General features: G+C 69.2%; 14 protein-coding genes and 1 other RNA gene. 13 read left to right on the forward strand and 2 right to left on the reverse strand.

The features are described 5' to 3' along the window. The 12 genes from aceF (at position 1) to yedA (ending at position 16,357) form a co-directional block, all read left to right on the forward strand. Positions 1-1,653 carry a dihydrolipoyllysine-residue acetyltransferase gene (aceF, locus tag E5K04_RS11405; RefSeq protein WP_136554157.1) on the forward strand — a complete coding sequence of 551 codons (1,653 nt, stop codon included), beginning with the start codon at positions 1-3 and terminating at the stop codon, positions 1,651-1,653. A gap of 10 nt (positions 1,654-1,663) precedes the next feature. Then, entirely contained in the window at positions 1,664-3,406 is a 1,743-nt protein-coding gene (gene lpdA / locus E5K04_RS11410) for a dihydrolipoyl dehydrogenase (RefSeq protein WP_136554159.1), read from the forward strand. A 138-nt stretch (positions 3,407-3,544) separates the two neighbouring features. After that, positions 3,545-5,275 carry an autotransporter assembly complex protein TamA gene (locus E5K04_RS11415; RefSeq protein WP_136554161.1) on the forward strand — a complete coding sequence of 577 codons (1,731 nt, stop codon included), beginning with the start codon at positions 3,545-3,547 and terminating at the stop codon, positions 5,273-5,275. Positions 5,276-5,282: 7 nt separating this feature from the next. Then, complete coding sequence (locus E5K04_RS11420) at positions 5,283-9,107, forward strand: translocation/assembly module TamB domain-containing protein (RefSeq protein WP_136554163.1); 3,825 nt, start codon at positions 5,283-5,285, stop codon at positions 9,105-9,107. 31 nt (positions 9,108-9,138) lie between these two features. Then, an RNA gene (gene rnpB / locus E5K04_RS11425) (RNase P RNA component class A) lies at positions 9,139-9,587 on the forward strand. Positions 9,588-9,717: 130 nt separating this feature from the next. Next, a complete protein-coding gene (dusB, locus tag E5K04_RS11430) occupies positions 9,718-10,737 on the forward strand; it encodes a tRNA dihydrouridine synthase DusB (RefSeq protein ID WP_136554166.1) in 1,020 nt (339 codons plus the stop codon). 46 nt (positions 10,738-10,783) lie between these two features. Further along, the gene (fis, locus tag E5K04_RS11435) at positions 10,784-11,020 is read left to right on the forward strand and encodes a DNA-binding transcriptional regulator Fis (protein WP_136554168.1); all 237 of its coding nucleotides are present in this window, start codon (positions 10,784-10,786) and stop codon (positions 11,018-11,020) included. A 65-nt stretch (positions 11,021-11,085) separates the two neighbouring features. Then, positions 11,086-12,663, forward strand: coding sequence for a bifunctional phosphoribosylaminoimidazolecarboxamide formyltransferase/IMP cyclohydrolase (gene purH, locus E5K04_RS11440; RefSeq protein WP_136554171.1), 1,578 nt, complete (start codon positions 11,086-11,088; stop codon positions 12,661-12,663). 151 nt (positions 12,664-12,814) lie between these two features. Beyond that, a complete protein-coding gene (gene purD, locus E5K04_RS11445; RefSeq protein WP_136554173.1) occupies positions 12,815-14,086 on the forward strand; it encodes a phosphoribosylamine--glycine ligase in 1,272 nt (423 codons plus the stop codon). Positions 14,087-14,164: 78 nt separating this feature from the next. Further along, the gene (locus E5K04_RS11450) at positions 14,165-14,728 is read left to right on the forward strand and encodes an L-threonylcarbamoyladenylate synthase (RefSeq protein WP_205700350.1); all 564 of its coding nucleotides are present in this window, start codon (positions 14,165-14,167) and stop codon (positions 14,726-14,728) included. Positions 14,729-14,743: 15 nt separating this feature from the next. Next, positions 14,744-15,412, forward strand: coding sequence for a protein TolQ (gene tolQ / locus E5K04_RS11455; protein ID WP_136554174.1), 669 nt, complete (start codon positions 14,744-14,746; stop codon positions 15,410-15,412). Positions 15,413-15,481: 69 nt separating this feature from the next. Continuing rightward, on the forward strand, positions 15,482-16,357 hold the full coding sequence (yedA, locus tag E5K04_RS11460; protein ID WP_136554176.1) for a drug/metabolite exporter YedA: 876 nt from the start codon (positions 15,482-15,484) through the stop codon (positions 16,355-16,357). On the opposite strand, the gene E5K04_RS11465 is transcribed toward yedA, so the two are convergent. Next, positions 16,338-17,390: a diguanylate cyclase domain-containing protein gene (locus E5K04_RS11465; RefSeq protein WP_136554178.1), complete on the reverse strand. Its 1,053-nt coding sequence runs from the start codon at positions 17,388-17,390 to the stop codon at positions 16,338-16,340. The two genes, yedA and E5K04_RS11465, sit on opposite strands and share 20 nt — an antisense overlap. A 179-nt stretch (positions 17,391-17,569) precedes the next feature. After that, positions 17,570-18,169: a 1,6-anhydro-N-acetylmuramyl-L-alanine amidase AmpD gene (ampD, locus tag E5K04_RS11470; RefSeq protein ID WP_136554180.1), complete on the reverse strand. Its 600-nt coding sequence runs from the start codon at positions 18,167-18,169 to the stop codon at positions 17,570-17,572. Between the two features lie 139 nt (positions 18,170-18,308). Here ampD and E5K04_RS11475 point away from each other — a divergent pair, with 139 nt between their 5' ends. Next, positions 18,309-18,830 carry a hemerythrin domain-containing protein gene (locus tag E5K04_RS11475; protein ID WP_136554182.1) on the forward strand — a complete coding sequence of 174 codons (522 nt, stop codon included), beginning with the start codon at positions 18,309-18,311 and terminating at the stop codon, positions 18,828-18,830. The last annotated feature ends 53 nt before the right edge of the window (positions 18,831-18,883 follow it).

Raw genomic sequence — 18,883 nt, forward strand, 5'->3', positions numbered from 1 at the left:
ATGAGCGAGATGATCGAACTGAAAGTGCCCGATATCGGCGGCCATGACGGCGTCGACGTGATCGAAGTGTTTATCAAGCCGGGCGACACCGTCGCCGTTGACGACAGCCTGCTGACGCTGGAGACCGACAAGGCGACCATGGAAGTGCCGGCCGACAAGGCAGGCGTGGTGCGCGAAGTGCGCGTCGCGGTCGGCGCCAAGGTGTCGCAGGGCGACGTGATCGCGCTGCTTGAAGTCACCGGCGCGGTGGCCGCTCCGGCCGCCGCCCAGCCTGCAGCGGCCGTGCAGGCTGAAGCTGCACCGGCACCTGCACTGGCGGCAGCACCCGTCGCAGCTCAGGCGCCTGTTGCGGCTACCGGCCGTGTCGAGCTGCGCGTGCCCGACATCGGCGGCCACGCCGGCGTCGACGTGATCGAAGTGGCGATCGCGGCGGGTGACACCGTCGCGCTCGACGACACCCTGATCACGCTGGAGACCGACAAGGCGACCATGGACGTGCCGGCGGTCGCCGCCGGCCGCGTGCTGGAAGTCGCGGTCAAGGTCGGCGACAAGGTGGCGCAGGGCGACCTGATCGCGGTGGTCGAAGCAGTGGTGGCCGCGAGCGCCGCGCAACCGGCGGCTCAGCCTGCCGCACCTGCGGCCGCTCCCGCGCCGGTGGCTGCCGTCGCACCCGTCGCGCAAGTTGCCGCGCCGGTGGCGGCGCCGGCCAAGGCTGCCGCCGTCGACGAAGCAGGCTTCGTGAAGGCGCACGCCGGCCCGTCGGTGCGCAAGCTCGCGCGCGAACTGGGGGTGGATCTGGGCCGCGTGCCAGGCTCCGGCCGCAAGGGACGGATCACCGACGAGGACGTCAAGGCGTGGGTGAAGGCGGTACTCGCCGCGCCGGCGCAGGCCGCAGCACCTGCGGCAGCCTCCGGCGTGGGCTTGGATCTGTTGCCGTGGCCGAAGGTCGACTTCGCCAAGTTCGGCCCGATCAAGACCGAGCCGCTCTCCCGCATCAAGAAGCTCTCCGGCGCCAACCTCGCGCGCAACTGGGTGATGATCCCGCACGTCACCCAGTTCGACGAGGCGGACATCACCGAGATGGAGGTGTTCCGCAAGGCCATGGGCGACGAACTGAAGGCCGACGGCGTCAAGCTGACCCCGCTCGCCTTCCTGGTCAAGGCGGTGGTCGCCGCGCTGAAGAAGTACCCGCAGTTCAACGCGAGCCTCGACGGCGACCAGCTGGTGCTCAAGGAGTACTACCACGTCGGCTTTGCCGCCGACACGCCGAACGGGCTGGTGGTACCGGTGGTGCGTGATGCCGACCGGAAGAGCCTGATCGAGATCGCGCAGGAAACCTCGCTGCTCGCCAAGAAGGCGCGCGACGGCAAACTGTTGCCGACCGACATGCAAGGCGGCTGCTTCAGCATCTCGAGCCTGGGCGGTATCGGCGGCACTGCGTTCACGCCGATCATTAACGCACCCGAAGTGGCGATCCTTGGCGTATCCAAGAGCGAGATCAAGCCCAAGTGGGACGGTGCCGCGTTCGCGCCGCGGCTGATGCTGCCGTTGAGCCTGTCGTACGACCACCGCGTGATCGACGGCGCCGCCGCCGCGCGCTTCACCAGCTACCTCGCGCAGGTGCTGGCCGATATTCGCCGGCTGATGCTGTAAGGGGACGCGCATGAGTGAAATCATCGAACTGAAAGTGCCCGAGATCGGCGGCCACGCCGGCGTCAGCGTGATCGAAGTGTTTGTCGCGCCGGGCGACGCGGTGGCCGCGGGCGACAGCCTGATCATGCTGGAAACCGACAAGGCGACCATGGACGTGCCGGCCGAGGCGGGCGGCGTGTTGCGCCAGCTTAAGGTCGCCGTCGGCGACAAGGTGTCGGCCGGCGACGTGATCGCGCTGCTAGAGGCCGCCGGCGAGCCGGCACAGCCTGTCGCCGCTGCGGCGGCTCCCGCGGCGGCGCAAGCCGTAAGCGGCGACGCCGACCTCGAATGCGACATGCTGGTGCTGGGCGGCGGGCCGGGTGGTTACTCGGCAGCGTTCCGCGCGGCCGACCTGGGGATGAAGACCGTGATCGTCGAGCGTTACGGCACGCTGGGTGGCGTCTGCCTGAACGTCGGCTGCATCCCGTCCAAGGCGCTGTTGCACGTCGCCGCGGTGATCGAGGAGGCGAGCCACTTCGCCGACTGCGGCGTCGCCTTCGGCGCGCCGCAGGTCGACCTTTCCGCGCTGCGCGCGCACAAGGAAAAGGTGGTCGGCAAGCTGACCACCGGCCTCGCCGGCATGGCCAAGGCGCGTGCAGTTGAAGTGGTGCGCGGTAACGGCCGCTTCGTCGACGCGAACCATCTGGAAGTCAGCCTCACCGCCGGCGAAGGCAAGGACGAAACCGGCGCGCGCCGCCTGATCCGCTTCAAGCAGGCGATCATCGCCGCCGGCAGCCAGCCGGTGAAGCTGCCCTTCCTGCCGGACGACCCGCGCATCGTCGATTCGACCGGCGCGCTGGAGTTGCGCGAGGTGCCCGGCCGCATGCTGGTGATCGGCGGCGGCATTATCGGCCTGGAGATGGCGACCGTGTACTCGTCGCTGGGCGCGCGCATCGACGTGGTCGAGATGGCCGACACCCTGATGGCCGGCGCCGACGCCGACCTCGTCAAGGTGTGGGAGAAGCGCAACGCGCACCGTTTCGACCGTGTGATGCTGCGCACGCGCACGGTTGGCGTCACCTGCCGGCCGGACGGCGTGATGGTGAAGTTCGAAGGCGAGCAGGCGCCGGAGTCCGAGCAGAAGTACGACATGGTGCTGGTGTCGGTCGGCCGCCGTCCGAACGGCAAGCTGACCGGCGCCGAGAACGCCGGCGTCGCCGTCGACGAGCGCGGCTTCATCGCGGTCGACCGCCAGCAGCGCACCAACGTCGGCCACATCTTCGCGATCGGTGACATCGTCGGCCAGCCCATGCTCGCGCACAAGGGCGTGCACGAGGGCCACGTCGCCGCCGAGGTGGCCGCCGGCCACAAGCGTTTCTTCGACGCGCGGGTGATCCCGTCGGTTGCGTACACCGAGCCTGAAGTGGCGTGGGTCGGCCTGACCGAACGCGAGGCGAAGGCGCAGGGCATCCGCGTCGGCGTCGGCAAGTTCCCGTGGGCGGCGTCCGGTCGTGCCATCGCCAACGGCTGCGACTACGGCTTCTCCAAGCTGTTGTTCGACGAGGAGACCCGCCGCGTGGTCGGCGGCGCGATCGTCGGCCCCAACGCCGGCGACATGATCGGCGAAGTCGCGCTGGCGATCGAGATGGGCTGCGACCCGGACGACATCGGCAAGACCATCCATCCGCACCCGACGCTGGGCGAGAGCCTGGGCATGGCCGCCGAGGCATTTGACGGCCATTGCACCGACCTGCCGCCGCAGAAGAAGCGCTAAGTCACCGCGTGCCAGCGGCCCGTGCCGGCTCCCGGCCCGGGCCGTTTTTGCGTGTGCCCGGCAGGAACCCCCTATGCTTCATGGGTTTACCGATTCCGTCGGTAACGTGCCTGTGCGGTTTCCTATACCATTAGGGATATGCGCCGCACCATCCTCTGCCTGCTGCTCGCCTGCCTGAGCAGCCCCGTCCTTGCCGCCCTGTCCTACCGCGTCGACATCGACGCGCCGGACGCGTTAAAGCCGCTGCTCGCCGACAACCTGGAGCTGGTCACCCTCGCCGCCGACCCGGAGATGGACGAGGGCACGCTTGCTGCGCTGGTCGAAGAGGCGCCGGCAGCGGCCAGGCGTCTCCTGGAGACCGCCGGCTATTTCGGCGCCGGGGTGACGGTGCGCCGCGACGGCGACACGGTGCGCGTCGACGTGCGTCCCGGCGAACCGGTGCGCATCACGCGCTGGCAGGTGCATTACCGAGGCGCGATCGCTAACGACGCCGCCGCGCTCGCCGCCTTGCGCGGCGAACTTGCCGAGCAGTGGCCGCTGGCCGACGGCGCGGTGTTCACCCAGGACGGCTGGGACGACGCGAAGAAGCTCGCGCTGCAACTGGTCGCGGTCGGCGCCTACCCGCTGGCGAAGATCGCCTCGGCCGAGGCGAAGATAGATCCGGCGACCCACGGGGCGGCGCTGACCATCACCATCGACAGCGGCGAGCACGTCGACTTCGGCCGCATCCGCGTCGAGGGCCTCAAGCGCTACCCGGAGAAAGTGGTCACCGGCCAGGCCGACTTCCAGCGCGGTAGCGCGTACAGCCTGGAGAAGCTCACCGCGTTCCAGAGCGCGCTGGAGGCCGACCCGCACTTCTCGTCGGCGATCGTCGTGCCGCTGAAAAACGAGGTTGCCGAGGGACGCATGCCCATCTTGGTGCGCGTGGTCGAGCTGCCGCGCCAGAAGGCCGAGCTAGGCCTCAAGTGGGACAGCGAGCAGGGGCCGGGGACGCGTATCGGCTACGAACACTACAACATCTTCCGCCGCGGTTACGTCGGCTCCATCCTGCTCGACTGGAACCGCGACGAGTCTTCGCTGAACTTCGGCCTCGCGCTGCCGCGCACCCGCGACGGCTACTCGCATACCGCGAACGTCGCGCTGAAGAAGAGCGAGGTGCAGGGCGTCGAGCGCGACTCGGTCGAGGGCGGTGTGTGGCGACTGCGCCAGCGCGGCGACATCGAGGCGCGCATCGGCGTCGAATACGTGCTCGACCGCGAGACGGTCGGCGGCGTCGAGGACAAGCGCAACCAGGCGGTGTTCGCGACCGTCGGCTGGACGCAGCGCAAGCTCGACGACGTGCTCGACCCGCGCAACGGCTACCTGCTCGACGGCCGCCTGTCGTCCACGCTCGGGAGCGCGTTGTCGGACACCGCCTTCGTGCGCGGCCGCGCGCGTGCCGCGCTTTACTGGTCGCCGTCGTTCTTCCCCGGCACCTGGCTCATGCGCGGCGACGTGGGCGAAGTGTGGGCGCAGCAGACGGCGTCGGTGCCTTCGTCGCTGCTGTTTCGCGCCGGCGGCGCCGGCAGCGTGCGCGGTTACGAGTACGAGAGCCTGGGCGTGGCCGGTCCCAATGGCGCGATCGAGGGCGGACGCGTGCTGGCGACCGGCTCGCTGCAGTACATGTTCACCGTGCGCCCGGGCTGGCGGCTCGCGCTGTTCCACGACCTGGGCGACGCCGCCGACAGCTGGGACAGCTACCGCGCGAGAAAGAGCTACGGCTTCGGTGTCGAGTGGCTGAGCCCGGTCGCGCCGATCTCCTTCGATATCGCGCGCGGCGAATCCGAACAAAAGTGGCGCTGGACCATGAGCCTGGGCCTGCCGTTCTGACCTGACGATGACCGAACCGACACTGCCGTCCCCGGGGGACACCCCGACCACCGAACCCGCTGCCAGACCGCCCAAACGTGGGCGCTGGCGTATCGTCTTGCTCGCCTGCGCGGCCTTGCTCGCGTCGCTGGTGGGGTCACTTGCGTGGCTGACGGGCAGCGAAGCCGGCTTCGCGCGGCTGTGGCAGCTTGCCGCGCGCGCGAGCGGCGGCGCGCTGTCGGTAGCCCGCGTCGAGGGGACGCTGTGGCGCGGCTTCACGCTCGAGGATCTGCGCTGGCAAGAGCCGCTGCGCCGAATCGAATTGAGCCGCCTCACCCTTGTCTGGCAGCCGCGCGCGTTGTGGCAGGGCGAGCTCAAGGTCGACCGCCTGAGCCTGGGCAGCGTGCTGGTCGACGACCGCACGCCCGCGTCGGGCAAGCCTGCCCAAGCGCCGGCTTCGCTTGCGCTGCCGGTCGGCGTCGAGGTGGTGCGCTTCTCGGCCGACGCGGTGGTGCTCGCCGGGCCCCGCCTCACCTTCCAGCAGATCGCGGGCAGCTACCGCTACCAGTCGGGTTTCCATACGGTCGCGCTCGAGCGTTTTGTCGCGCCGTGGGGAGAGGCGGCTGGTGCGCTCGCGCTTGGCGGCGCCGCGCCGTTCGTGCTGTCTGGCCGTGTCGACCTCAAGGGCGAACTCGAGGGGCACCCGGTACGCGCGCAAACCGACGTCGGCGGCACGCTGCTCGCGCCGACGCTCAAGGTGAACGCGGTTTCCAGCGGCGTGCTGATCGACATCGACGGGCGCTTCGCGCCGTTCGCGCCGGTGCTCTTTCGCAAGGTCGACGCGCTGTCGGTGCGCATGGCTGGTGTCGACCCGGCGCGGCTGATGCCCGGCGCACCCGCCGCGCGCATCTCGCTGGCGATCGAGGCCAAGCCGGAGGGGAACGGCTTGCAAGGCGGCGTCACGCTGCTCAATACCGACGCCGGTGCGGTGTCCGCAGGCAAGCTGCCGCTGAAGCTGGCGGTTGCCGCGTTCAGGGTGGACGACGACACGCTCACGCTGTCGGACGCATTCGCCGACTTGGGAGCCGGCCGGCTGACCTTCGCCGGCGACTTCAACCCGCGCACCTTCGACCTCAAGGTCGGCGTCGACCAGCTCGCGCTCAAGGGCATCGAACCCGCTGCGCCGGCGCTGACCGTGTCGGGCAACGCGCGGCTGGCCGGCCCCAAGCTTGCGCCGACGCTTTCGCTCGCACTGGCTGCCGGCGGCAACCGTCTTACCGGCGAGGCGCTGTGGCAGCGCAGCGGCGCGGCCGCGCTTGACATCCGGACGCTCGCGCTTGTAGCCGGCGCGGGCCGCCTGTCGGCCGCCGGCCATCTGGGGCTCACCGGCGATCTGCCGCTCGCGCTCAAGGGCACGCTCGCCGCGTTCGACCCGGCCAGGGTGTCGCCAAGTTTTCCGGCCGGGCGCATCGACGGCAAGCTCGACGTCGACGCGCGGCTCGCCGACGGCAGCGCCGGGCGCTTCGCGTTTTCGCTCGCACCGAGCACGCTGTCCGGCGCGCCGCTGTCCGGCTACGCGCGCGCGCGCTGGCAGGGCGTAAAGGTGGACGGGGTCGACGTGAGGCTAGCGCTCGGCGGCAACCGCCTCTCGGCATCCGGCGCGTGGGGCCGGGCTGGCGACCGACTCTCGCTCATGCTCGCCGCCGGCCAGCTCGAACTGCTGGGCCCGGCCTTTGGTGGCCGTGCCAACGCCGAGCTGCAGCTTGCCGGCACGCCGCGCGCGCCGCTGTTTACGCTGCGCGCCGACGCGGCAGGCCTGCGCCTGCCGGGCGAGGTATCGGTCGAGGCGCTCACCGCGCGCGGTGAGCTTGCCAGCGGCACCGGCACGCCGTTCGAACTCGCGCTGAAGGTCACCGGTGCGCGCGCCGGCGACGCCCGCGTCGAAACCTTGACGCTCGCCGCCGCCGGCACGCGCGGCCGGCACACGCTGGCGCTCACAGGCAAGCTTGCGCTCGCCGAGCGGCCTTACGTGGTTGAGGCCAATCTGGCAGGCGGCCTGTCCGACGCCTACCGGTGGCAGGGGACGCTCTCGCGCCTGCTGCTGGACGGTACGCCGTCGCTCAGGCTGATGCAGCCGGTTGCGCTGACGGCCGGCGCCGACGAAGTGCTGCTGGGGGGCGGGCGCTGGCAGGCGCTGGGCGCCGACTGGCGCCTGGGCAATAGCGGCTGGCGCCGGGCCGATGGCTGGTACAGCGCGGGCAGCGTGCGCGCGCTGGGTGCCGACGCCCTGCAACCTTTCGTCGACAAGCTGCCGGTGGCGACCGACCTGAGTATCGGCGGCGAATGGTCGCTGCGCGGGCAGGGTGCCCTGCCGCAGGGCAGCGTGCGCGTCGCGCGAGAGTCGGGCGACGTCACCCTGCCGCTGAAGGGCGGCGGCACGCGGCTACTCGGCCTGTCGGCGCTGGAAGCGGCCTTGCGGCTGGAGGGCGAGCGCGCGCAGCTGACCGCGCGCGTGCAAAGCGCGCTTGGCAGCGCCTCGGGCGACGCAAACCTGCGCGCGCTGGGTGGCGCGTTCGGCGCGGCGTCCCCGCTGTCCGGGCGCGTGGCGCTCGCGCTGCCCGACCTTTCGCTCGCCCAACCCTGGCTCGCCATCGGCCAGCGGGTTGCGGGCAAGCTCGACGCGACGGTCAACCTGTCCGGCACGCTCGGCGAGCCGCAACTCTCCGGCCCGCTGCGCGCAGAGAACCTCGCCTTCACCGACCGCCTGGCCGGCGTCGCCTTGCAGGACGGTACGCTCGACGCCGTATTTGCCGGGCGCACGCTGACGCTGCAGCGCCTGGCTTTCGGCCGCGACGACAGCGTGAGCGCCAGCGGCAGCGTCTCGCTCGCCGGCGCGCGGCCGACCGCCGACATCGCCGTGCGCTTCAACCGCTTCGTCGCGCTGTCCCGGCCCGGCATGCGGGTGGTCGTCTCCGGGCAGACCACGCTCGCGCTGGGCGAGGACGCGGTCAGTGTCGACGGGCAGATCAAGGTCGACCGCGCGCGGCTGGACTTCCCCAAGCTTGGCGCACCGGCACTCGGGCCGGACGTGGTGGTGGTCGGCCGGCCCAAGCGGGAGGACGGCGAGACGACGCTGCCCTTCGCGCTGAACGTCGGCATCGACCTGGGCGACAAGGTGCGCTTCTCGGGCAAGGGGCTGACCACCGGGCTGACCGGTCAGCTGCGGCTGGTCGCCAAGCCCGGTGCGCCGCTGTCGGTGTTCGGCGTGGTCAATACCGAAGAGGGCCGCTTCAAGGCGTACGGGCAGGACCTCGACATCGACAAGGGGCAGATCGTGTTCAACGGGCCGCCGGACAACCCGGGCCTCGCCATCCGCGCGCTGCGCCGCAACTCGCCGGTTGGCGCCGGCGTCGAGGTGAGCGGCTCGGTGCTCTACCCCAAGGTCGCGCTGATCAGCGACGAGCCGATGCCGGAGAAGGAGCGTTTCTCGTGGCTGGTGCTCGGCCGCGGCACCGGTAGCGGCGGTGGCGCTCAGGACAACGCGGCGCTCGCCGCGTCGGCTGGCAGCTTCCTCGCCGGCGCGCTCAACGACCAGATCGGCCTGTTTGACGATATCGGCCTCTCCAGCACCGAGGAGAAGACGTTGTCCAACGGCACGGTCAGCCCGGCCGAGCAGGTGGTGACGCTGGGGCGGCAGCTGACGCAGTCGCTCTACCTCGGCTACGAATACGGCATCACCAGCGCGTCACAGGCGGTCAAGGTCGTCTACCGGCTCTCCAAGGGCTGGTCGGTGCAGGCGAAGGCGGGCACCGCGGTCGACGTCGAGACCCGCTACACGGTGCGCTTCGACTGAAGGGGGCGGGTTCTGCTACAATCCGCGGCGGAAAGTCGACCAGACAGTCGCCGCGTGCTTGCACGGGGAGGAAAGTCCGGGCTCCGCAGGGCAGGATGCCGGTTAACGACCGGGCGCCGTGAGGCGACGGAAAGTGGAACAGAGAGCTGAACCGCCGATGGCCGGGAGTCTCACCGCAAGGTGCGGCTCCGCCGCGACAGGCCAGGATACGCGCCCTTCAGGGCGTACGTCCTGCACCAGCGCTGGCTTGCCAGCACGCTGTCGCACGGCACAGGCAAGGGTGAAAAGGTGCGGTAAGAGCGCACCGCGGACGTGGCAACACGGACGGCAGGCTAAACCCCATCCGGAGCAAGACCAAATAGGGGTACATTGGCGTGGCCCGCGCTGTACCCGGGTAGGTTGCTTGAGCCTGTCGGCAACGGCAGGCCTAGAGGAATGACTGTCCAACGACAGAACCCGGCTTATCGGTCGACTTTCCACCTCCCGCCTTATGCACATCGCCTGATGTGGCGCGGCAAGCGCCCAAAAAACAGGCAGTTACCCCTCCCCCGCAGGTTTAAAAAGCATTACAATGGCGCCCCTCGCACGCAGACGCCACCCACCACACATCATGCAGATCGGCCCGTACACGCTGAAGAACCGACTGATCGTCGCGCCCATGGCCGGCGTGACCGACCGTCCTTTCCGCGTGCTGTGCAAGGCGATGGGGGCGGGCATGGCGGTGTCCGAGATGATCACCTCGAACAAGACGCTGTGGCACAAGGCCAAGACGCTGCGCCGCGCCGACCATAGCGGCGAGACCGAGCCGGTCTCGGTGCAGATCGCCGGCGCCGACCCGGCCGAGATGGCCGAGGCCGCGCGCATGAACGTCGGGCAGGGCGCGCAGATCATCGACATCAATATGGGCTGTCCGGCCAAGAAGGTGTGCAACGTCGCCGCCGGCTCCGCGCTGTTGCGCGACGAGGCGCTGGTCGGCCGCATCCTGGAAGCGGTGGTGCGCGCGGTCGACGTGCCGGTCACGCTGAAGACGCGCACCGGCTGGAGCCGCGACACGCGCAACGCGCTGACCGTCGCCCGCATCGCCGAGCAGTCGGGCATCGCCGCGCTCGCGCTGCACGGGCGCACCCGTGAGGACATGTACAACGGCGACGCCGAGTACGAGACCATCGCGGCGGTCAAGCAGGCCATTTCCATCCCGGTGATTGCCAATGGCGACATCGACAGCCCCGAGAAGGCGCGCCACGTGCTGGATGTCACCGGCGCTGACGCGATCATGATCGGCCGCGCCGCGCAGGGGCGGCCGTGGATCTTCCGCGAGATCCAGCACTACCTCGACACCGGCGCGCTGTTGCCGGCGCCGCGGGTGGCCGAGATCCGCGCGCTCCTGCTCGCGCACCTGGACGAGTTGTACGCCTTCTACGGCGAGTACTCCGGCTGCCGCGTGGCGCGCAAGCATATCGCGTGGTACACCCGCGGCCTGTACGACGCCAACGCGTTCCGCCAGGCGATGTACCAGCTCGAGGAGACTGCCGGGCAGCGCCAGGCGGTCGCCGACTATTTCGATCTGCTCGCCGGGCGCTCCGAGCGCCTCGACTACGCGGCGGCAGACCAGGCCCGGGACGCCGCCTAGGCGGCCCGGTTCACACGCAGCGACCTGAACAACAAGACAGCGAACCATGCACGAGCACGATCATATTTCCCGTTCCGTCAAACTGGCGATGGAGCAGTATTTCCGCGACTTGGACGGCGAGGCGCCGGCGGCGGTATACGAGATGGTGCTCGCGTGCGTCGAGAAGCCGCTGATCGAAGTCGTGCTCACGTATACGCAGGGCAACCAGACGCGGGCGGCGGAGGTGTTGGGGCTCAACCGCAACACCTTGCGCAAGAAGATGAAGACCTACGATTTGATTTGAAGATAAACGGCCAATCCACAGCGGACTGGCCGTTTTTTTGTGCAAGTACTAAAGGGAAGAAGCAGATGACCAAGATCGAACGTGCGCTGATCAGCGTATCCGACAAGACCGGTGTTCTCGAGTTTGCCCGCGCGCTGGCCGCGCAGGGCGTCGAGATCCTCTCGACAGGGGGGACCGCCAAGCTGTTGGCGGACAACGCGGTGCCGGTGATCGAGGTCTCCGACTACACCGGTTTCCCCGAGATGCTCGACGGCCGCGTGAAGACGCTGCACCCGAAGGTGCACGGCGGCATCCTCGGCCGCCGCGACCTGCCCGAGCATGTCGCCAAGATGGCCGAGCATGAGATCGGCAACATCGACCTCGTCTGCGTGAACCTGTACCCGTTCGCCGCGACCATCGCGCGTGACGGCTGCACCATCGAGGACGCGATCGAGAACATCGATATCGGCGGCCCGACCATGGTGCGCTCCGCCGCCAAGAACTGGGCGCACGTGGCCATCGTCACCGACGCCGCCGACTACGCGGCGCTGGCCGAAGAGCTGGCCGCCAACGGCGGCAAGCTCGCCAAGAAGACCCGCTTCGAGCTGGCCAAGAAGGCGTTCACCCACACCGCCGCCTACGACGGCGCGATCTCCAACTACCTGACCAGCCTCGCGCCCGACGCGCTGGAAGGCACGCCGGACCGCGTCGCCTTCCCGAACCGCCTGAACGCGCAGTGGGTGAAGGTGCAGGACATGCGCTACGGCGAGAACCCGCACCAGGCGGCCGCCTTCTACCGCGACCTCGAGCCGGCGGCAGGTTCCATCGCGAATTACCGTCAGCTGCAGGGCAAGGAACTGTCGTACAACAACATCGCCGACAGCGACGCGGCGTGGGAAGCGGTGAAGACCTTCGACGCGCCGGCCTGCGTGATCGTCAAGCACGCCAACCCGTGCGGCGTCGCCGTCGCCGCCGATACACTGACCGCGTACCGCCTGGCGTTCGCGACCGACACCACCAGCGCCTTCGGCGGCATCATCGCCTTCAACCGCCCGGTCGACGCGGCTACCGTCGAGGCGGTCACCGGCCAGTTCCTCGAAGTGCTGATCGCGCCGGCGTTCACCGACGAAGCCAAGGCCATCATCGCCGCCAAGAAGAACGTGCGCGTGCTGGAGATCCCGCTGGAAGCGGGCGCCAACGCCTACGAGCTCAAGCGCGTCGGCGGCGGCGTGCTGGTGCAGACGCCGGACATCCGCAACGTCGGCCTGGACGAGCTGCGCGTGGTCACCAAGCGTGCGCCGACCGCGCAGGAGATGCAGGACCTGTTGTTCGCGTGGCGCGTCGCCAAGTACGTGAAGTCCAACGCCATCGTGTTCTGCGCGAATGGCCAGACCGCCGGCATCGGCGCCGGCCAGATGAGCCGCGTCGACTCGACCCGCATCGCCGCGCGCAAGGCGGCTGACGCCGGCCTGTCGCTGCAGAACGCGGTCGCCGCGTCCGACGCGTTCTTCCCGTTCCGCGACGGCATCGACGTGATCGCCGAGCAGGGCATCAAGGCCATCATCCAGCCGGGCGGCTCGATGCGCGACGAGGAAGTGTTCGCCGCCGCCGACGAGCACGGCATCGCCATGGTGCTCACCGGTGTGCGCCACTTCCGCCACTAAGAGGGGGTAGGGTGGGTTAGGCGGCGAAGCCGCCGTAACCCACCTGGCCCGGCGATCTGTTAATGGAGGCAGGTCGCGGGTGGTGGGTTACGGCCTGCGGCCTAACCCACCCTACGTCGCCGCTCAAGAATTCAGCATACGGAAGCTTCAAATGAACATCCTCGTCATCGGTTCCGGCGGGCGCGAACACGCGCTCGCCTGGCGTATCGCGCAGTCGCCGCGCGTCGCCAAAGTCTTCGTCGCGCCGGGCAACGCCGGCACCGCGCTGGACGCGCGGCTGACCAACGTCGCGATCACCGACATCGCCGAACTGGCCGCCTTCGCCAGGGAAAACGACGTCGCGCTGACCGTGGTCGGCCCCGAGGCGCCGCTGGCCGCCGGCGTGGTCGACGCCTTCCGCGCCGCCGGCCTGCGCATCTTCGGGCCGACGCAGTACTGCGCGCAGCTGGAGAGCTCGAAAGACTTCGCCAAGGCCTTCATGCAGCGCCACGGCATCCCGACCGCCGGCTACCAGACCTTCACCGACGCCGCAGAGGCTCGCGACTATGTGACGGCCAAGGGCGCGCCGATCGTGATCAAGGCCGACGGCCTCGCCGCCGGCAAGGGCGTGGTGGTCGCGATGACGCTTTCTGAGGCGCATGCCGCGATCGACGACATGCTGCTGGGCAACAAGATGGGGGACGCTGGCGCGCGCGTGGTGATCGAGGACTTCCTCGAAGGCGAGGAGGCGAGCTTTATCGTGATGGTCGACGGCGAGCATGTGCTGCCGATGGCGACCAGCCAGGACCACAAGCGCCTGTTGGATGGAGATAAGGGCCCGAACACCGGCGGCATGGGCGCGTACAGCCCGGCGCCGGTGGTGACGCCCGAGGTGCACGAGCGTGCGATGCGCGAGATCATCCTGCCGACGGTGGCCGGCATGAAGAAGGACGGCTACGCGTACACCGGCTTTTTGTACGCCGGGCTGATGATAGACAAGCAGGGCCAGCCGTACACCATCGAGTTCAACTGCCGTTTCGGCGACCCGGAAACCCAGCCGATCATGGCGCGCATGCAGTCTGACTTCACCGAGCTGTTGGACGCCGGCGTCGACGGTAAGCTCGACCAGGTAGAAGCGAAGTGGGACAGCCGCGTCGCGCTGGGCGTGGTGCTGGCCGCCGCCGGTTACCCGGACGCGCCGCAGAAGGGCGCCGTGATCAGCGGCATCCCGGCGGAGACGGCCGACGGCATGGTGTTCCACGCCGGCACGGCTGAGGACGCGGAAGGGCGCGCGGTGGTGTCCGGCGGCCGCGTGCTGTGCGCGGTGGGCTTGGGCGATACCGTCGCCGACGCGCAGGCGCGCGCCTATCAGGTGGCCGACCAGGTTGCCTTCGACGGCTGCCAGCTGCGCCGCGACATCGGCTACCGCGCGATCGGCCGCTAAGCGCTGCATTGCAACGCGGCGGCTGCCAAGCCGGGCCGCCGGTTGCTACAATGTCGCCTTCATCCCGAGGGCGACCGTTTGCCGACCAGAAAGCTACCCAGCGCCGCGCTGCTTGCGCGGGCCCGTGCCGTCTACCGTGGCGGCGGCGTGCTCGCGTACGCGACCGAGTCCTGCTTCGGGCTGGGGTGCGACCCGCTGAACGCGCGGGCGCTGCGCCGGGTGATCGCGCTCAAGGGGCGGCCCAACCACAAGGGGCTGATCGTCGTCGGCGCGAGCCTGGAACAGCTCGCGCCGCTGATCCGGCCCCTGAGCGTGGCCGAGCGCGCCACCGTCGCGCGCTACTGGCCCGGGCCGACCACCTTCCTGATCCCCGCCTCGCGCAAGGTGCTGCCGCTGTTGCGCGGCCGCCACCGCAAGATCGCGGTGCGGGTCACCGCGCACCGGGAGACCGCCAGCCTGTGCCACGTGCTGGGTCCGCTGGTGTCGACCTCAGCCAACCGCGCCGGTCAGCGTGCACTCAGAAGCGCCGCGGCCTGCCGTCACGCGTTCGGCGCGCAGGTGCTGACGCTGCCCGGCCGCGTCGGCCGCCGGCGCAAACCCTCGACCATCATCGACCTCGAAAGCGGCCGCGTGCTGCGTTAAGACCAAGGAAACCCCATGCAGGAAATGTCCGTCGTCAGCCTGATCCTCAACGCCAGCCTGGTCGTCCAGCTGGTGATGGCCGGCCTGGTGCTCACCTCGGTACTGTCGTGGGCGCTGATCTTCAACAAGGTGTCGGTGCTGCGCGGCGCGCGGCGCGAGGCCGAGAGCTTCGAGCAGAAATTCTGGAGCGGCGCCGACCTGACCCGATTGTACGAGGACGCCGCGCGGCAAAGTGAGCGTGGCAGCATGGAGACCATCTTCCACGCCGGCTTCGCCGAGTTCCTCAAGCTGCGCGGCCGGCCGGGCGCCGAGCTGTCCGACATCATGGACGGCAGCCGCCGCGCGATGCGTGCTGCCGCCCAGCGCGAGCTGGACGAACTGGAGAGCCATAACGCCTTCCTCGCTACCGTCGGCTCGGTCAGCCCCTACGTCGGCCTGTTCGGCACGGTGTGGGGCATCATGCACGCCTTCATCGGGCTGGGGAACGCCGGGCAGGCGACGCTGGCGACCGTCGCGCCGGGCATCGCCGAGGCGCTGATCGCCACCGCGATCGGCCTGTTCGCCGCGATCCCGGCGGTGATCGCGTACAACCGCTTCGCGACCGACGTCGACCGCCTGGCGACCCGCTACGACACCTATATGGAAGAGTTCTCCAACATCCTGCAGCGGCTCGCCACCCGCTGATCCGCCCCCGGCAGCCGTGTCACGGCTGCCCTTTTTTTGCCCGCCGTTTGGCCCGTTTTTGGAAGACCGATGCCCGCCACCGCCCCCAACCGCCTGCTCTTGCTGTTCTGCTTCTTCTGCCTGTACGTGATCTGGGGGTCGACCTATTTCGCGATCCGCATCGGCGTCGAGTACTGGCCGCCGTTCATGATGGCCGGCGTGCGCTTCTTCTGCGCCGGGCTGATCCTGATGGCGGTGCTGCTGGTCACCCGGCAGTGGACGTTGCCGTCGGCGGCGGAACTGAAGGGTGCGGCGATCCTGGGCGTGCTGATGCCGGGTGTCGGCAACGGGCTGGTGACGCTGGCCGAGAAGGACGTCTCCAGCGGCGTCGCCGCGCTGGTGGTCGCCACCGTGCCGCTGTTCGCGACGCTATTTGCCCAGCTGCTGTTCCGCCAGAAGGCGCGTTCGCTTGAGTGGGCGGGCATCGCGCTGGGCTTCGCTGGCATGGTCTTCCTCAATATGGGCGCGAACCTGCAGGCGAGCCCGGTGGGCGCCGTGCTGTTGCTCGCCGCGTCGGCCGGCTGGGCGCTCGGCTCGGCGTGGAGCCGCCACCTCGCGCAGCCCAAGGGCATCGCCGGCAGCGCGTGGATGATGGTGTTCGGCGGCGCCTCGCTGCTGTTGGCGAGCGCACTCAAGGGCGAGACGCTGGACACGCTGCCACCCCTGCCGGGCTGGCTGGCGGTCGGGTATCTGGTGGTGTTCGGGTCTATCGTCGCGTACAGCGCCTACCTCTACCTCTTGAAGAACGTGTCGGCGGCGGCGGCGACCAGCTACGCCTACGTGAACCCGATCATCGCCGTGCTGCTGGGCGTCGCCTTCCTCGGCGAACATGTCGGCGCGCACGAACTGATCGCGATGGCGGTCATCGTCACCGCGGTGGTGCTGATCAGCTGGAAGAAGGGTTGAGCGGCAGGCCGTCCATCTCGACCCGGTGCCGGCCGCCCTGCTTGGCGCGGTACAGGGCCGCGTCGGCCGTGGCGATCAGCGTGTCGGGCGTGTCGCTGCCGTTGGGGGTAAGGCTGGCAATGCCGACGCTGGCGGTGAGGGTGCCCAGCGGGCTGTCGGCGTGCTCGATGCGTTCTGCGTCGAGCGCGGCGAGGAAGTCGCGGCAGATGGCCTGCGCCTGCCTTGTGTCGTCGCCGGGCAGCAGCAGCGCAAACTCCTCGCCACCGTAGCGGGCGGCCAGTTCCCCGCCGCGGCGGGCGTGCGCGTCGAGCGTCTGCGCGACCGTCTGTAGCGCCTGGTCGCCGGCAAGGTGGCCGTAGCGGTCGTTGTAAAGCTTGAAATCGTCGACGTCGACCATCGCCAGCGTGAGTGGCTGATGCCTGCGTTTGGCGCGCCGCCATTCCTCGTCCAGCCTGAGGTCGAACAGGCGGCGGTTGGCGATGCCGGTCAGCCCGTCGGTCTGGCTGAGCGCGGCGAGCCTGCGGTTGGCCTCGGCCAGCTCGGCGGTGCGCGCCTCGACTTCGGCTTCGAGCAGCCGGTTGCGCTCGGCGAGGCTTTGCAGCGGGTAGACCTCGTCTTCGCTGGCGGTCGGGATCGGGTAGGGCAGCGAGATGCCGCTGTGCGCGACCTTCCACGCGTCGCCCTCGCGGCGGAAAATCAGCGTCAGCCGCGCGGTCTCGCCGCTCAGGAAGCCTGCAATCAGCGGCAGGTGGATATGGAAGAACGCGACCACGGCGACCACATCGTCCGCGAGGTCCTGCAATTCGAGGTCGAGCATTTCCCAGTGGATGGGTTCGGGTACCTGCTTGAAGTCGGTACGGGTGATCGTCTGCCACTGTCCAAGCTCGCGCACCAGGAAGTCGCCGCAGCCGGTGTAGCCGCTGAAGTTGGCGCTGAAGTCGTCGAGCAGGCGCGGGTCGCGGTTCAGGTAGCGTTGCCGGTAGGTTTCGAACAGGGCGCGGATCAGCGCAAGCCGGGGCGGGCGGGGAGGCATAGGATAGTCTTGGTCGAGAGTGCGCTCATTCTAAGCTGGATGCTTTATATTTTCCCAGCATTTTCATGACTGGAAATACGTTGATGCAGACTACAGGCTTGGCCACGGTAGGAGATACCGGGCCGACCCTGCTTGCGCTGCTGCAGGCGATGGTCGCGCACTAGCGATCAGGCGCCGGTTTATCCGTATTCGGACCCGGCGACCGTGTTGCCCAGCCATAGGGGTAGCTTGCCATCCAGCCTGTCCCATTCGAAGAAGGGACCGGGGTCGGTCTTGCGGCCCGGCGCGATGTGCTGGTGGCCGGTGACGGCCGTCAGCGGCAGTTCGCGCGCGAGCAGCGCGGCGAGCCGGTTCAGCGCCCTGTACTGTGCGTCGGTGAACGGCTCGAAGTCCGAGCCTTCCATTTCCACGCCGAGCGAGAAGTCGTTGCAGCGCTCGCGGCCGCAGTAGTTCGACACGCCAGCGTGCCAGGCGCGCCGCGTCACCGGCACGAACTGCACCAGCTCGCCGTCGCGGCGGATGAAGAAGTGCGACGATACCCTGAGATGCGCGATGCCCGCGTAGTACGGGTGGCCGTCGGGGTTGAGCGTATTGCCGAACAGCTGTTCGACGCCGGGCCCGCCGTATTCGCCCGGCGGCAGGCTGATGTTGTGCAGCACCAGCAGCGTCGGCGCGGCGCCCTGCGGGTAGTCGTCGCAGTTGGGCGAGGCGAGGTGGCGGGCAGGGTGGACGCGGCCGTCGGGCGTCAGTGTCAATTCGGGTGCGGAGTCGGCTTGCATGGTGCGCGCGCGGGTGCATGATGAAGACAGGCCAGCAATTTAGCCTAAAAAGGCGGCCGCGGCTTGAGCGGGATCATGGTGGTGGCGGATTTCGCTTGGCAAACTGGGTCATTGTTCATTTGCTTTGAGGAGTCTTGCCATGCTGTCTCTGGACAAGTTGGGCCGGACCGGTCCTTCGTTCGACGAACCGATCGAGATGCTGACGGCCTGCCACGACAAGATCCGCGGTTTCTGCGACCAGCTGGAGAAGCTGCCGGCATATGTCGCAGCGCACGGCGTGAACGCGCAGGTGGTCGGCGCGGTCGACGCTGCGCTGCGCTACTTCGACACCGCCGGCCCGCAGCACCACCAGGACGAGGAGGACGAACTGTTCCCGCTATTGCAGGCGCGCCGTCCGGACGCCCTGCCCAAGCTCGAGCAGCTCGAGGCCGAGCACGGCTACCTGATCTCGCGCTGGGCCGCGATCCGCGACGACCTGGTCGCGCTGCGTGACGGCGACGCGACGGCCATCAGCCGCATCGACATCGCCGACTTCGTCCGCCTCTACCGCGAGCACGCGGCGATCGAGGAGGCGTGGCTGTTCCCGCTGGCGGGCGAGCTATTGACCGAGGACGAGCTGAAAGAAGCCGGCGTGCACATGGCGGCACGCCGTCAAGGCTAAGCACGCGTTTCCCACGCAAAAACGGGCGGCCGAGGCCGCCCGTTTGGTTTTGC

Source organism: Crenobacter intestini (assembly GCF_004919095.1).
GTDB lineage: Bacteria > Pseudomonadota > Gammaproteobacteria > Burkholderiales > Chromobacteriaceae > Craterilacuibacter > Craterilacuibacter intestini.

Excerpts from the sequence above, each read along its gene's own strand:
- E5K04_RS11415 (WP_136554161.1), top strand. The coding sequence starts at position 3,545 with ATGCGCCGCACCATCCTCTGCCTGCTGCTCGCCTGCCTGAGCAGCCCC.
- dusB (WP_136554166.1), top strand. The coding sequence starts at position 9,718 with ATGCAGATCGGCCCGTACACGCTGAAGAACCGACTGATCGTCGCGCCC.
- E5K04_RS11420 (WP_136554163.1), top strand. The coding sequence starts at position 5,283 with ATGACCGAACCGACACTGCCGTCCCCGGGGGACACCCCGACCACCGAA.
- tolQ (WP_136554174.1), top strand. The coding sequence starts at position 14,744 with ATGCAGGAAATGTCCGTCGTCAGCCTGATCCTCAACGCCAGCCTGGTC.
- E5K04_RS11475 (WP_136554182.1), top strand. The coding sequence starts at position 18,309 with ATGCTGTCTCTGGACAAGTTGGGCCGGACCGGTCCTTCGTTCGACGAA.
- fis (WP_136554168.1), top strand. The coding sequence starts at position 10,784 with ATGCACGAGCACGATCATATTTCCCGTTCCGTCAAACTGGCGATGGAG.
- purD (WP_136554173.1), top strand. The coding sequence starts at position 12,815 with ATGAACATCCTCGTCATCGGTTCCGGCGGGCGCGAACACGCGCTCGCC.
- ampD (WP_136554180.1), bottom strand. The coding sequence starts at position 18,169 with ATGCAAGCCGACTCCGCACCCGAATTGACACTGACGCCCGACGGCCGC.
- purH (WP_136554171.1), top strand. The coding sequence starts at position 11,086 with ATGACCAAGATCGAACGTGCGCTGATCAGCGTATCCGACAAGACCGGT.
- aceF (WP_136554157.1), top strand. The coding sequence starts at position 1 with ATGAGCGAGATGATCGAACTGAAAGTGCCCGATATCGGCGGCCATGAC.
- yedA (WP_136554176.1), top strand. The coding sequence starts at position 15,482 with ATGCCCGCCACCGCCCCCAACCGCCTGCTCTTGCTGTTCTGCTTCTTC.
- E5K04_RS11465 (WP_136554178.1), bottom strand. The coding sequence starts at position 17,390 with ATGCCTCCCCGCCCGCCCCGGCTTGCGCTGATCCGCGCCCTGTTCGAA.
- lpdA (WP_136554159.1), top strand. The coding sequence starts at position 1,664 with ATGAGTGAAATCATCGAACTGAAAGTGCCCGAGATCGGCGGCCACGCC.